This window comes from Sphingomonas sp. R1, assembly GCF_025960285.1.
Lineage (GTDB): Bacteria > Pseudomonadota > Alphaproteobacteria > Sphingomonadales > Sphingomonadaceae > Sphingomonas.
The window spans coordinates 1,511,683-1,525,993 of sequence record NZ_CP110111.1; the positions used below are offsets into that span (position 1 = coordinate 1,511,683).

General features: G+C 66.5%; 10 protein-coding genes. 5 read left to right on the forward strand and 5 right to left on the reverse strand.

Annotated features, from left to right (window positions below):
- Positions 1–42: 42 nt before the first annotated feature.
- Both OIM94_RS07315 and OIM94_RS07320 read right to left on the reverse strand, forming a co-directional pair.
- Positions 43–1,353, reverse strand: a complete 1,311-nt coding sequence (locus OIM94_RS07315; RefSeq protein ID WP_264609412.1) for an amidohydrolase family protein — start codon at positions 1,351–1,353, stop codon at positions 43–45.
- Positions 1,350–2,753 (reverse strand): amidohydrolase, encoded by a 1,404-nt coding sequence (locus OIM94_RS07320; protein WP_264609857.1) that lies wholly within the window; start codon positions 2,751–2,753, stop codon positions 1,350–1,352. The genes OIM94_RS07315 and OIM94_RS07320 overlap by 4 nt, the downstream gene beginning before the upstream one ends.
- Before the next feature lie 278 nt (positions 2,754–3,031).
- On the opposite strand from OIM94_RS07320, the gene OIM94_RS07325 reads away from it, so the two are divergent.
- Positions 3,032–5,692: a PAS domain S-box protein gene (locus tag OIM94_RS07325; RefSeq protein ID WP_264609413.1), complete on the forward strand. Its 2,661-nt coding sequence runs from the start codon at positions 3,032–3,034 to the stop codon at positions 5,690–5,692.
- Positions 5,692–6,306, forward strand: a complete 615-nt coding sequence (locus tag OIM94_RS07330) for a response regulator transcription factor (protein WP_264609414.1) — start codon at positions 5,692–5,694, stop codon at positions 6,304–6,306. Before OIM94_RS07325 ends, OIM94_RS07330 begins: the two co-directional genes overlap by 1 nt.
- 129 nt (positions 6,307–6,435) lie before the next feature.
- Here the strand turns inward: OIM94_RS07330 and OIM94_RS07335 are convergent, their stop codons facing one another.
- Positions 6,436–6,771, reverse strand: coding sequence for a hypothetical protein (locus OIM94_RS07335; protein ID WP_264609415.1), 336 nt, complete (start codon positions 6,769–6,771; stop codon positions 6,436–6,438).
- A gap of 114 nt (positions 6,772–6,885) precedes the next feature.
- On the reverse strand, positions 6,886–8,277 hold the full coding sequence (locus tag OIM94_RS07340; RefSeq protein WP_264609416.1) for an alginate export family protein: 1,392 nt from the start codon (positions 8,275–8,277) through the stop codon (positions 6,886–6,888).
- Positions 8,278–8,540: 263 nt separating this feature from the next.
- Here OIM94_RS07340 and OIM94_RS07345 point away from each other — a divergent pair, with 263 nt between their 5' ends.
- Complete coding sequence (locus OIM94_RS07345) at positions 8,541–10,352, forward strand: methyl-accepting chemotaxis protein (protein ID WP_319801143.1); 1,812 nt, start codon at positions 8,541–8,543, stop codon at positions 10,350–10,352.
- Positions 10,353–10,534: 182 nt separating this feature from the next.
- Here OIM94_RS07345 and OIM94_RS07350 read toward each other — a convergent pair whose 3' ends face one another.
- A complete protein-coding gene (locus OIM94_RS07350) occupies positions 10,535–10,930 on the reverse strand; it encodes a flagellar biosynthesis regulator FlaF (protein ID WP_264609418.1) in 396 nt (131 codons plus the stop codon).
- Between the two features lie 113 nt (positions 10,931–11,043).
- Here OIM94_RS07350 and OIM94_RS07355 point away from each other — a divergent pair, with 113 nt between their 5' ends.
- Both OIM94_RS07355 and OIM94_RS07360 read left to right on the forward strand, forming a co-directional pair.
- Positions 11,044–13,458, forward strand: coding sequence for an HAD family hydrolase (locus OIM94_RS07355; RefSeq protein WP_264609419.1), 2,415 nt, complete (start codon positions 11,044–11,046; stop codon positions 13,456–13,458).
- Positions 13,455–14,285, forward strand: coding sequence for a class I SAM-dependent methyltransferase (locus OIM94_RS07360; RefSeq protein ID WP_264609420.1), 831 nt, complete (start codon positions 13,455–13,457; stop codon positions 14,283–14,285). Before OIM94_RS07355 ends, OIM94_RS07360 begins: the two co-directional genes overlap by 4 nt.
- Positions 14,286–14,311 lie beyond the last annotated feature (26 nt).

Genomic DNA, 14,311 nt, shown 5'->3' on the forward strand with positions numbered 1-14,311 from the left:
AAGCGTGTGCGATCGTGAAGGTTCCGGATGGAACCCGCGCGATCAGTGCTGATACGCCTTGGGCAGCGCACCTTCGGCGGGCTTCCAGTAGCGGTCGCGCAGCCGCGTCTGACGGCTGGTGAGCGACTGCTCGATGCCGTCGACATAGAGCTTCACCGGCGCACTGCCGATCTCGAGCGGATCGCCGTCCCACACCACCACGTCGCCGACGCGGCCGGGGCGGAGCGAACCGAACGCGTCGCCCAGCCCCATCGCCTCGGCAGGCTTGGAACTGATCGCCGCGAAGGCCGCATCCCAGCTGAGCCCGGTCGCACCCGGCACGCGGGTGAGCGCCACCAGATTGCCGGCGAACTGCTTCTCCAGCCGCGCCTGGCGCGCCTCGTCGTCGTTGATCGTGCCCACGCCGACCAGCACCCCCGCCGCCTGCATCCGGCCGATGTTCGACTGGGTGGCGGCCAGCTGCTCGAAGCTGGCCGGCAGGTCGTTGAGCGCGGAGGCAATCACCGGCACGCCGGCGGCCGCAATGTCCTTCGCGACCGTCCAGCCCTCGGTCGCGCCGACCAGCACCAGTTTCAGCCCCGGCGTCTCGCGCTTGAGCTGGAGCAGCACCAGAATGTCCGACGCGCGCTCGACATGGACGAGCAGCGGCACCTTGCCCTGCACCACCGGCGCCAGCGCCTCGGCATCGGCGCGGGTGAGCAGCACGTCCTTGGCCCGATCGCTGAAGCTCGCCGGGTTGCGGATATAGGCGCGCACTTCGGCGAAGGTGTTGCGCAGCAGCGCAGCCGCGCCCGAGCGGCTGCCGCCCCCGGCCCGCGCACCGCTCTCGCCATATTCCATGAACTGGAAAGCACGCGGACGGGCGACAGGATGGAAGTCGCTGCGGGTATCGATCACCGCGCCCTGCCCGGCGAATACCGATCCGCGGCCGACTTCCGGTGCAACCACGGCGCGCGTGACGCCGTCGGCGCGGTTGATCGCAATCGGCGTGTTGCGCGGGTTGACCGAAGGCGTCACGTCCAGCGCGGCATTGAACGGCGAGTTCTCGGTGCCGGCGTCGTTGGTCACGCCGACGCCGTCGACCTCGACGATGCCCAGTCGGGTGAAGCCGGCGAAAATGCCCGGCGTCACATAGCGGCCGGCGGCATCGACCACCTGCACGCCCGCCGGCACCGCGACGCCGCGACCGACCGCGACGACCTTGCCGCCACGCACCACGACGGTGCCGCCCTCGACGGGGGCCGACCCGTCGCCGATCACCAGCTTTGCGTTGGTGATCGCCACATCCTGCGCCATCGCAGGGGCCGCGAGCGCCGCAAGGGCCGCCGCGGCGAGAAACAGGGTCTTGCTCACTTCACATCCCCCTCGCCCGGCTGGCCGAGCTCGAAATCGGAAACCGGACGGCGCTTGGGATCCTTTGCGTCATAGAGCAGCGCACCGTCGACCCACACCATCTCGGGCCGCGTGTAGACGCTGAACGGATTCCCGTTCCACAGCACCACGTCCGCCATCTTGCCGGCCTTGAGGCTGCCCGTCTTGTCGGCGATGCCAAGCGCCAGCGCCGGGTTGATCGACAGCCACTTCCAGGCGGTCGCCTCGGACACGTCGAAGCCGGCACGGACCGCCGAGGCGCGCGCCTTGGCGACTTCCTGGTTCAGGCGCTGAATGCCGTTGGCGTCGTCCGAATGGATCATCCCGCACGCGCCTTCCTTCTCGAGGATGGCGAGATTTTCCGGCACCGCATCATAGGATTCCATCTTGAAGCCGTACCAGTCGGCCCAGACGGCAGCGCAGGTATTGTTGGCCTTCAGGAGATCGGCGATCTTGTAGGCCTCCACCGCGTGGTGGAACGCCGCGACATGGTAGCCGAACTCCTTGGCCATATCGAGGACATTGGCCATCTCGTCGGCGCGGTAGCAGTGGTTCTGGACGCGGATCTCGCCGTCGAGCACGCCGCGCAGCGTGTCCATCGCGATGTCGCGCGCGGGCGGTTCGCCACCGTCCTTCTCGTACTTGTCCCAGCGGCGCTTGTATTCTGCGGCGCGCGCCCAGGTCTGGCGATCGACCGCGATGTTGCCCATGCGGGTCGAGGGCTCGCGGCCGCGACTGCCATAGACGCGCTTCGGATTCTCGCCGCACGCCATTTTCAGGCCATAGCCGGCACCGGGGAACTTCATCCCCTGCATGGTGCGCGCATAGACGTTCTTGAGCACTACCGAGCGGCCACCGAACAGGTTTGCCGATCCGGGCAGGATCTGCAGCGTGGTGACGCCCCCGTTCACGAGCGCACGCCCGAAGCCGGGATCCTGGGGCCAGACACTGTGCTCGGCCCAGACATCGGCGGTGACCGGCCCGGTTGCCTCGTTGCCGTCCGACAGAGCGTCGACGCCCGGCGAAGGATAGTCGCCGAGATGGCTGTGGATGTCGATCACGCCGGGGGTGACATATTTGCCCTGCCCGTCGATGACCGTGACGCCGGCATCCGCGGTGAGGTTCTGGCCGACCGCAACGATCTTGCCGTCGCGGAACAGCACCGCACCCTTGTCGATCCGCCCGCCTTCGCCGTCGAGGATGGTGACGTTGGTCACCAGCGTCGGCACGCCCGGATAGGGGCGATAGGTCGACGGATAGGGGTCGTGGCTATATCCCTTGCCGAGCCCCGGACCCTTTTGCGCGGGCGGCGTGCTGGATGCGGTGGCGGGTTTTCCCCCGCTCCCTCCGCACGCGGTTAGGGCGACGCAGGCGGCCGCCATGGCGAAGCTTCGGATCAAGCGTGACTCCCTCGGGTTGATTGGATGGTTCCCCGGCGCTGATTGATTGCGGCCCACGCTGCGTTTGGCAAGCGGCTGCACCAAGGGGCTGGCTGGAATCGGCAGAAATGCGTGCATCTCCCTATGGCTTTTCACAGAAAATTAACCGATGCTGAGCAAATCGAGGTTCGACTTCGACCTGTGCAGGGGCAGGCGGTTTGCGCGTTGGAAGACATGATCCGTATGCGATGGGGCGCCCCCCATCGTCACCAAACGGCACCTTGGCGCGCATCTTGGCCATCTTCGCATTGGCATGCTCGGTCGTTGTGCTTGGCGGCTGGACGTTCGACCTGCCGCTGCTGCAACGGTTTCTTCCCCGCACCTATCCGATGTGGCCGATCAATGCGGTAGGCTATGCGAGCCTGGCCATCGGGCTCTTGCTGACCCAGACCGAGCGCGATAGCCTTGCCCGCCCCTTCTACGGAGTGGCCCTCGCCATCGGCGCTCTGGGCACCGCCCAGCCACTGATCGGCGACTGGCTCGATCTGGGAACCCTGCTCTTTCCCGGAAAGGTCGCCGCAACCGGGCTGGAAAGTGCGGGCCGGCCCGGCGTGAACGCCATTGTCTATCTGCTGATGCTGCCGATCGCCGCCTTCGCCGCGCATGGCCGATCGCGCCTGCTGCGCGACGTGGCGCCGCTGATCGCGATGGCGCCGCTGGCGCTGGCGCTCGCGTCGGCCACCGCGATGATGCTTGCGTCGCACGCTTCGATCGTCAACGCCGGGCTGCGTGCCTCCGTGCCCGGAACGATCATCGCGATGGCGCTCACCGGCGCGATCCTGCTCGGCCCCGGGCCCGCCCGCGCAGATGTCCGCCGCTTCGGGCGCATCGAGCGATCGGATCCGCTGTCGATCCAGACCATCGTAGCGGGCGCGATCCTGCTGCCGACCTTGCCCGCGACCTTCGAACTGCTGCTGGAGCGCACCCATCAGGGCGCGCCGGCGCCCGGGCACCTGGTGCTCGCGCTGTTCAACGTGCTGGCGGTCGGGCTGATCGCCTATTGGGCGGTGCACCGGGTCGGCGTGGAGCAGAGCGCCCGAGCCGAACTGAGCCTTGCTCTCGACGGCGCAACGGTGGTGATGACCGACGCGCGCGGCGCCATTCTCCACTGGTCGCTGGGCTGCAAGCAGCTGTACGGGTTCAGCGAGGCCGAGGCGCTCGGACAGAATATCTACATGCTGCTGCGCGCCCAATGCCCCAGCTGGAACAGCAGCTATGCCCTGCCCGACGCCGATGGCGCGCAGGAACTGATCGAGCAGCGCAGGGACGGAAGCGAAGTCCATGTGATCGAGCGCCAGTTGCGCTTCGCCACCCCCAGCCGCGGGGCGGTGACGGTGCACAGCATCCTCGACATTTCGGAGCGCGTCGCGGCGCTGCGCGCGCTGCGGGCAAGCGAGGAGCGACTCGCCCAGGCGACCGCCGCCCACGAACTCGGCATTTTCGACTGGGACCTGAGCGGCGACCACGTCAACTGGTCGCCCGGTACCGAGCAACGCCTCGGCCTGCCGCCGGGGTCGCTGTCCAGCTTCAACCAGTGGCGCCAGCTGATCGACCAGAACGACCTGGAACAGCTGCGCCAGACCGTTGCTATCGCGGTTGCGGAGCGTGCCGAACGCTTCTCGTTCCGCTATCGCCTGATCCATTGCGAGGGTGCGGGGCGCACGCTGGAAGGCTCGGCGCGGTGCTTCTACGATCCGGCGGGCAACCTCATCCGCGTCGTCGGCGCGGCGCTGGACATCACCGAGCGCGACGAGCGCGAGGCGGCGCTGCGGCGGCGCGAGGCGCAGCTCCGCACGGTCCTCGAAACCGTGCCCGACGCGATGATCGTCCTGACCGGCGACGGCGTGATCGTGCAGTTCAGCGCTGCGGCCGAAGAACTCTGGGGCTATCGCGCATCGGAAGTGGTTGGCAGGCACTTCTCGGTGCTGATCCCCACCGACGAACTCGAGCCCGACGAGGCCGTGCTGCAACGGTTCCTCGATACCGGCGAGGGCCTGGTCGGCGAAGTGCTGGTGGGCGTGGCGCTGACCGCGGACGGGCGGCGGTTCCCTGCGGAAATGCGTGCGGGCGCCGCCAAGAGCGACGATCACATGCTGATCACCGTCTTCATCCGCGACCTGTCCGAGCGCATCGCCGCCGACCAGCGGCTCAGCGAGCTGAACAACGAGATCGCCCATGTCTCCCGCCAGAGCGCGATGAGCGAGATGGCCGCGGACCTCGCACACGAGCTCAACCAGCCGCTCAGCGCCACGGCCAATTTCCTCGCCGCCGCCCGGATGCTGATCGAGCGCGGCGAAGGCGGAACGCGGGTCACCGACCTGCTCCGCATGGGATCCGAGCAGACGCAGCGCGCCGGCGAGATCATTCGCCGGCTGCGCGCCTTTGTTGCGCGCGGCGAGGTGGAAATGCGGGTGGAATCGGTCGAGCGCACGATCCGCGATGCAGTGGAGCTGGTGCTGGTCGGCACCGGCCATTTCAATCTGCGCGTGTCGTTCCACCTGGACCCCGGCGCGCGCTTCATTCTGGCCGATCGCATTCAGGTACAACAAGTTCTGGTGAACCTGCTGCGCAATGCCATTCAGGCACTAAAGCTCGTCGAGCCCGATGACCGGCAGATAACGATCACGTCGGAGAGGCTACCCGACCAGATGATCGCGATTTCCGTTACCGATAGTGGCCCCGGCCTGCCCGCGCAGGTCTTGGAAACATTGTTTTCGCGGTTCAGCACAACAAAAGGAGGTGCAGGCGGAATGGGGATTGGACTTTCGATCAGCAAACGCATTATCGAAGGCCATGGGGGTACTCTGAGTGCGGAAAATGCCCCGGGGGGTGGTGCATCGTTCCGTTTCACGCTTCCCGGTGTCGAAGAAGGTGAAGAATAATGACCCGAACGATCTACATCGTCGATGATGACGATGCCGTCCGCGCATCGCTGCACAGCCTGCTTTCCGTCCGCCCCGATCTGATCGTCCGCGGCTATCGTTCGGGCGACGCATTTCTCGAACAGGAAGCCGAACTTGATCCCGGCGTGGTGCTGCTGGACTTCCACATGCCGGGCGCCAGCGGTCTGGACGTGCTGACGCAGCTCGACCGGGCACCCAAGTTCGTTGCGATCGTGCTGACGGGGCAGGGCAATGTCGGCCTCGCCGTGCAGGCAATGAAGGCGGGTGCGCTCGATTTCATCGAAAAGCCCTATGAGGCCGAGTTCCTGCTCAAGGTGATCGACCAGGCCTTCTCCAAGCTGGAGGAGGACAGCGAGGCCGCCGCGCGTACCGCCACCGCCGAGTCGAAGATCGCCAAGCTCTCGCCACGCGAAACCGACGTGCTGAAGGGGCTTATCGAGGGGCGGTCGAACAAGATCATCGCCTATGAACTCGACATCAGCCCGCGCACCGTGGAAATCTATCGCGCCAATCTGATGGAAAAGCTGGAGGTCCGCAGCCTTTCCGAAGCGCTGCGCATCGCCTTCGCCGCAGGCCTGTTCCCCAAGGGGTGACATCTCGGCTCAGCCCCGGAGCGCTCCCCGATGGCGCGTTTCGGGGCCGTGAGCCTGACGGGCCCAAGACGTGCGGCAGGACCGGCCCTTGTCTCTCGCTCCACGGGATCGAGGCAATGTGCGGATAGGTTAATGCGTCAGTCCGGTCTCGCGAAGCAGCGCCGCAATGGCGGTTGCCGGGTCTTCTGCCGGGATGTGGTACAGATGCGGGGCCTCCACCTGCTCTTCCGCACCGATGATCACCAGCCGGTGCCACAGGGGATCGACGCTCAGCGCTGCCAGCCCGCCCGGGTGCGCACATGTCGCGGCGAAATCGGCGACGAGGACGGGCGCGCTGCCACCCAGCCGGCCGATGCGCGCGGCATCGACCTGCTCCATGCTCACCACGTCGATCCCGGACAGCGCGAGGCGCGCGGCCAGCGCACTGCGCAAGCCTGCCTCGCGTACCATCAGGATGACGAGCATGTTAAGTACCATCGCAATCGTTTCGACCAAGCTTCGCTTACCGTTCTGCGATCATAACGGGTTTGATGTACGTTACCAGAGAGGTATCGCTTTGGTTCGCTCAGATCGTCGCAATCAGAACTTCCATACCAGATCGGCATAGCCGTACCGCGCATCGCCGGTATGCGGCGCGTTGGGGGCGCGGGTGAGGAAGCGGCCCTTGGCGAGATAGGCGGCGCCAAGTTCCACGCGCAGCCGATCGGGGATCAATGCGCGACGCACGCGGACCTCCACTTCGGTGCCCGCATGGCGGCCGGATGCGCCGGTCTTGTCGCGCACGCTCGTGAAGGCAAAGGTGTCCGTCCGATCCGCCAGCCAGAGCCCGCGCACCGCTAGCATCCAGTCCAGACGCTTGGACGGCTTGGCCTCGATCCGCATGCCGGGCGAGACGAGGTTGGCCAGCCCGACCGGGCCGAACAGCGAGGCGGGACCGTAATCGGCCCGACGCGCTCCGTAGAGCGAATCGAAGCGGCCATAGGCGGGATTGGCGCCGTCGCCGCTGGCATAATCGAAGAAGCCCGAAAGGCGCGGCGTCCAACCCTTGGCGAACGTGTAGCCGCCCTCGACATGGACGAAGCCGGCGCGGACGTCGAAATCGGTGCGATCCGCGGCCGTGGTGGTCAGCCGCGCGGTTCCCCGCTGCAGCGCCGCTTCCGCCTCGACGTCGAACTTGCCCTTGGCGGGCACGCGGCGGAGCCGGAGGCCAAACGTCACCAGCCGACGATCGCGCGTCTGATATCCCGGCCGGTCCTGTTCCGCGAGCCGCAGCACATAGCCACCCACGCTCACCTTGTGGCCGACATCGGCGAGATTGCCATCGGCGCCGTAGAATACCGTGCCGGTGTTGACGTGATCCAGCTGGACCGCGTTGCTGAAGATCGCGTCCGCCGTGTTCGGCAGCGCATCGATCGGCCGCGTCCAGAAGACGACCAGTTCGTCCTTGTTCCTGGTGCGATATTCGGCGCGCCCCCCCAGATAGGAGGGGAAGGTGTTGCCGAAATCGGCACGCGCGACCAGTCGCTGGGCACCGAAGGTCATGGTGAAGCGGCCGATGGTCGCAGCCAGGCTGTCCTTCTTGCCGAACAGATTATGCAGCTTGTAGCTTGCATAGGCCTGCAGCGGCTCCAGCGTGTTGATTTCGCTGGCCTTGACCGAGCTGTTATGGCCTTCGCCATAGCCACGGGCATCCATCAGCTCGCCACCGATCGTCAGATCGTCCCAGTCGATCTTCGCCGCCACGAGCGTGCGGAAAGACGTGAAGGCGATGCTGTCGTCGATCTTCGGACGAAACTGGCCGTCTATCCCCTCGAGACGCGCACGAAAGCTGCCCTCGATATGCAGCGTTGGCCCGGATGGCGCCGGAGCGGCGGGCTTGGTTGCAGTCTGCGCCTGTGCCGATGCCGCCACGAGCAGCAGCGCCAGCCCCGCGCAGCGCAACATCGTGCCCTCGTTCCGTAGATCGTCCACCTGTTGCTTCCTCCGGCGCATAGTTCTTGGCCTTATAGGAAGGAACGGGGATGACCCGGCGGTAGCGGCAGTGAACCAGGGGTTTTCCGGACGTCGTTGCTACCATTCCATAAATCGCCGCCCGCTACGATCCGCCTCAAGCATCTATAATGACCTTTAGACCGCCGTCAGCGCGGCAGAAAACCGCCCCGGTCGACGATCGGGGCTTGCGGGTAGAACTATATATGTTCGCATTTCTAAATGATTGGCCGCTTACCAAGAAGATGTTGGCAGCCTTCAGTTTTCTTGGCGTGCTGCTGATCGGACTGGCGATCAACGGCTGGGTTTCCAACCGGGACCTCACCAGCATCGCCCGCCGCCACGTCGAGGTCAGCGTCGCGGGCATGTCGAACATGAACGACGTGATCAGCGACATCAAGGAGATGCGGATCATCGTCTACAGCCACTATAATGCGCTGACCGACGAGGAGCGGGCCAAATTGCAGAAGCGGCTGGACACCGCGTCCGATGCACTGGATCGCGACATCAAGGGATTCGCCGCCGTGGCAGATACCTCGATGGCGCCCGAGGCCCAGCGGCTGACGGAGATCAAGGGCCAGCTGGAGGATGTCAACCGGCGGATCTTCGCGGCCAATGTTTCCGACAAGGACGCTGCGGTCAAGCTGATTAAGGGCGAGGGCAAGGAGCGCTCGCACGACGCGCTCGACCAGGCCCAGAAGATGCTCGATACGCTGCGCAAGGAATCCGAGGAGGCCAATCGGCGCGGCAATGCATCGGCGATGACCGCCCTGATCCTGACGATCGGGCTTTCGCTGCTGTCGTTCCTGGCCTTGGGCGTGGTCTGGCTGGCGATCAATCGCACGGTGGCCGAGCCGATGGCGCGTCTCGCGCGGGCGACCAAGACGCTGGCCGAAGGCGGGGTCGCCGAGGTGCCGAGCCTCGGCCGCGGGGATGAGCTGGGCGAGATTGCCCGCGCCGTCGAACAGTTCCGTCTGGCCGCCGCCGACCGCGCGCAGGTGGACGCGCGCGCCGCCGCCGAGCAGCAGATCGTGACCAATACGGTGCGCGAGAGCCTGATCCGCGTCGCCGGCGGCGACCTCACCGCCGACATCATCGCTGATTTCCCGCCTGCCTATGGCGAGCTCAAGTCGAACCTCAACGAAGCCCTTTCCGCGCTGCGCGAGTTGCTCGGCTCGGTGATGGAATCGACCCATAACATCCGCACCGGATCGAGCGAGATCGCCCAGGCGAGCGAGGACCTGGCCCGGCGCACCGAAGCCAACGCCTCGGCGCTCGAGCAGACGGCGGCCGCGGTCACGCAGATGGACCAGCGCCTGAAGGCCACCGCCACCGCCGCCAACAGCACCGTGCAGCGCGCGGATCAGACGATCAGCGTCGTTTCCTCCGGTCGCAGCACCGCCGACGAGGCGATGCAGGCGATGACCCGCGTGTCGGAAAGTGCCAAGGGCATCGACAGCGTGATCGAGGGCCTCGACAAGATCGCCTTCCAGACGCGCGTTCTGGCAATGAATGCTGCGGTGGAAGCGGGCCGCGCCGGTGAGGCGGGCCGCGGTTTCGCGGTGGTTGCCGATCTGGTTTCCGCACTGGCGATGCGCGCCGAGGAAGAGGCCGGCCGCGCGCGCGATCAGCTCACCGCTACCCAGGCGGATATCGTGACCGCGGTTGGCATGGTGGAGAAAGTGGACGGCGCGCTCTCGAACATCTCGAGCGACGTCGGCGAGGTGCACCAGTTGCTCGGCCGGATCGCTACCGACAATCAGGCGCAATCCTCAGCAATCTCGGAAATCTCGCAGACGATCGGGACGATGGATCAGTCGACGCAGCAGAATGCCGCGATGGTGGAGGAGACCTCGGCCGCGGCGCGCAATCTCACCTCCGAAGTCGCGGCCATGGCCGACCGAGCCGAGCGCTTCAACATCGGCAACGGCGTGCGCAAGGCAGCCCCGGCTCGGCGCGCGCCTGCGTCGAGCAGCGGCTATGTCTCGCCGGTCAAGCCGATGGCGATGCCGAAGGCGACCGTAACGGCGGGGGGAGACGACTGGGCATCGTTCTGATCGCCCTCTCCCCACCACGAACGACGGGCGCCCGGCCATGCCGCGGCGCCCGTTTCGTTATCGGAGCAGATCGATCGTCGGGCGGCGGTTCGCCATTCCCTCGCTCCCCTGCCCATCCGGCCACGAAAAAGCCCCGGGGGAGCACCCCGGGGCTGAAACATTGCCGTCGAAAGGGAGTCGGATCAGGCGGCAGCCGCGGTCGCCGGCGGTGCAGGCATCGTGTCGCCGCCGCCCTGGCCGGCCAGCCCTTCCATGATCGTGCGGTTCACCGTGATCAGCTCCATGATCGACTCCCGACCGGCGACCACGTCGCTGGTGAAGCGATCGACCCACAGGCCGAGCGAGATGATCTTGGCACGCAGCTCGACCGGCAGGGTGTTGCCCCGCGCGCCGCAATCGGTGACGAACGCCGTCCACATCTCGCGATTGCGATAGAGTGATGGCATCAGCAGGGCGCCCTTCAGGCCGGCTTCATGTGCCGTCAGCATTTCGCCGGTGATCTCGCGCATCAGCCGCAGTTCGGCAGCGCGCGGCGTCTCGGCCCGGCTCCGGGCCGCCTGATAAGCATTGATCGTCATTGTCGCTCCTTTGCTCCTGACGCCATTGTAGGAAGATTTTGCCGGGTAGGTCCGCCGTCTTCCTATAAGATTCCTGCGTCCCCTCGGTGCGGGCGCTTTCCAGGGACAGTGCCGTGACCGACTACATCCTTCCGCATGCCTTGCCGTCCGCGCTCGACGGACGCGAAGGCATCCAACTGCTTTCGCTGGACTGTTTCGACACGCTGCTGTGGCGCGATACCCATGCCCCGCGCGACATCTTCGATGCGCTGGACGGCGTGACCGTGCTGCAGCGGCAATGGTCCGAAATGCGGGCGCGCTCGGCGGCGCAGGTGCAGCACAAGCGCAACGAGGTGACCATCGCGGAAATCTACCGCGAGATGTTCCCGAACGCGCCCAAGGCAAGGATCGCCGAGGCCATCGCCAACGAGCTCGATGCCGAAGCACGGCACTGCTTCGCCTTCCAGCCGACCGTGGCACTCATCCGCGAGGCGAAGCGCCGCGGCCTGGGCGTGATCATCGTCTCCGACACCTATCTCGATGCCGATCAGCTGCGCGAGCTCATCGCCCGCGCCGCGGGTGCCGACGTCGCCGCGCTGATCGATCGCATTTTCTGTTCGTCACACTATCGCCGGTCCAAGGCCGAGGGCCTGTACGAGGACGTGCTCAAGGCGCTCAAGTGCAAGCCCGAGACGATCCTGCATATCGGCGACAACCGAGTGGCCGACGTGGAAGGCGTTGCGCCGTTCGGCGTGCGCGCAGTCCATCTGAAGCAGTTCTCCCATTCGACGGAGCAACGCCTGCGCCTCGAATCCTCGATCAGCGCGATGCTGCATGCACGCACTCCCGGCACGATCGCCGCGCAACAGCCGCACCGCGCAGCGCTGGCACTGGGCGAGCCCAATGTGAGCGATCCTGCCGAAGCGCTGGGCTTCTCGGTGGTCGGCCCCGTGCTCCACGCCTTTGAGCGCTGGCTCCAGCAGGAGGCCGCGGCGCTGCAGGCGGAGCGCGGCGGCACGGTGCACTGGCTGTTCCTGATGCGCGACGGCTTGCTGCCGATGCGCATGCATCAGGCCGCAGCCGTGGCGGCCAAGGCGCATCCGGTCGAAATCAGCCGCTTTACTGCCGTGGGCGCCGCGCTCTCCACCGAGGCGGCGGTCGAGCGCTATCTTCATTATGAAGTCGGCAGCCCGGTGGAGAAGCTTGCCAAGCAGCTGTTGAACGACGCCGAGGCGAAGGTCGTGCTGAAGGGTCTGCCGGAAAAGCGCGGACGAACGCCGGCCTTCCTGCGCGAGATTCGCAAGCCGCACCGGATGAAGCAGATCCTCCGCGCGGGCCGTGCGCTTGCGGACCGGCTGACCGCGCATGTGCGCAGCATCGTCGATCCCCAGCCCGGCGACACGCTGATGCTGATCGACCTCGGCTATAACGGCACGGTGCAGAACGAGGTCGATGCGCTGCTGCGCGCACGGTTCGACGTGCACGTCGCGGGTCGCTACCTGATGCTGCGCGAGCAGTTCAGCGCCGGCCTCGACAAGAAGGGCCTGATCGACGACAGCGCCTATGACTGCCACACGCTGGAGGCGATCTCCACCAACGTGGCGGTGATCGAACAGATCTGCACCGCGGCACAGGGCTCGACGATCGACTATAGCGCCGATGGCGCGCCGATCCGCACCGACAACAGCATCAAGGGCCGCCAAAGCGACATCCGGGAACGGATCCAGGAGGGCGCGCTGCGCTTTGAGCGCGAGCAGGCAGCTGCCCGGCTGCGGGGCACCGCGGTCGACGAACTGCCGCTGTGGCGCAATGCCGCCGCCGCCGTGCTCGGCCGGCTGCTGTTCCTCCCCCAGGCGCACGAGCTTGCGGTGGTCAGCGCATTCGAACACGACGTCAACCAGGGCATCGCCGACACGGTGCCGCTTTTCGATCCGGCGGTGGCACGACACGGGCTGCGGCAGCGCGGGCTGATCTATCTCAAGGGATCGGAGCGCATGTATCTGCCGGCGGAGCTGCATGGCGAGGGCCTGCCGATCCGCCTGTCGCTGCTTGCCCAGAAGCGCTTCGGCCTGCCCTTCAAATATGCCGATTTCGTCGACAGCACGATCTCGCTGCCGCTGATCGTGGCGGACGGCGTTCATGCCTCGACCGGTGCGGTCACCGCCACGCCCACCCATGACGGCTATTATCTGGCGCCGATCCCGATCGAGGATTGCCGCTTCTCCGTCGGCGTCCAGTTCGGTCAGCTGTTCGACTGGGTGCAGGTGGAGAGCGCGGTGTTTATGCCGGTCGAGGACTTCCTTGCCGAGATGCAGCGCACCAGCAAGGATCGGTCGGATGCCGCGCCCTCGCTGGAGGGCATGCATCAGGTCGCGCCGCACCTGTTCCAGTGCGACAACGAATACGCCTTCATGATGGTACCGCCGCCGCCGCGCGTGGACGACCGCCCGATGATGCTCGCGCTGGTGTTCCGCCCGATCGCCTATCGCCAGGCGGCAGAGACCGCGGCCGCCCCCCTCCCCTCGCGCGCACAGGCTGCCCACGCATGACCAACCTTCTGATCCATTCGATGACCGAATTCTGGGACATCATTCTCGGCACCCTCCACGCAGCGGAGGCGCGAAACCTCGCCGAGATCGGCGCCGAGTTCGGCGGCACCAGCCAGCACCTCGCCGCCTATGCGCGGGCGACCGGCGGCACGCTGACCAGCATCGATCCCGAACCCAAGCAGGAATTTCTCGACTGGGTGCACCGGACCCCGGAGGTGCGGCACGTCGCACTCCCCAGCCTGGAGGCAATGCCCGCGCTGACCGAGATCGACGCCTGGGTGATCGATGGCGACCATAATTACTACACCGTGCTTAACGAGCTGCGGATCGCCAGCCGCCTGTCGCAGCGCGACGGCCGGCCGCTGCTCGCCTTCCTGCACGACGTCAGCTGGCCGACCGGTCGGCGAGACATGTATTATGCGCCCGATCGGATCCCGGCCGAGCATCGTCATCCGCACAGCGCCGATCGCGGCTGCACGCTCGATCGATCGGAGTTGCTGCCGCCGGGCCATGGCTTTCGCGGCGAGGGATTCTTCTCGTTTGCGCTGCACGAGGGCGGCCCCCGCAACGGCGTGCTGACCGCGGTGGAAGACTTCCTGGCGGAGGGCCGCGCCGCTGGCCAGCAGCTCGCCTACGCCCATGTGCCGGCGGTGTTCGGGCTCGGCATCCTGTTCGATGCAGGCGCGCCCTGGGCGGAGCCGGTCGCGAACCTGGTCTTCCCCTGGCACGACAATACGCTGCTCGCCACGCTCGAGCAGAACCGCCTGCGCAACTACCTCGCCGTCATCGAATGGCAGGATCGCGAGCGCGAGCGGCTTTCTGCCTAAGCAGTTTCCCAGAACCCCCACTCCAC

Coding starts and splice junctions, on each gene's coding strand:
- OIM94_RS07335 (WP_264609415.1), bottom strand. CDS start 6,771: ATGCTCGTCATCCTGATGGTACGCGAGGCAGGCTTGCGCAGTGCGCTG.
- OIM94_RS07350 (WP_264609418.1), bottom strand. CDS start 10,930: ATGACGATCAATGCTTATCAGGCGGCCCGGAGCCGGGCCGAGACGCCG.
- OIM94_RS07360 (WP_264609420.1), top strand. CDS start 13,455: ATGACCAACCTTCTGATCCATTCGATGACCGAATTCTGGGACATCATT.
- OIM94_RS07320 (WP_264609857.1), bottom strand. CDS start 2,753: ATGGCGGCCGCCTGCGTCGCCCTAACCGCGTGCGGAGGGAGCGGGGGA.
- OIM94_RS07345 (WP_319801143.1), top strand. CDS start 8,541: ATGTTGGCAGCCTTCAGTTTTCTTGGCGTGCTGCTGATCGGACTGGCG.
- OIM94_RS07330 (WP_264609414.1), top strand. CDS start 5,692: ATGACCCGAACGATCTACATCGTCGATGATGACGATGCCGTCCGCGCA.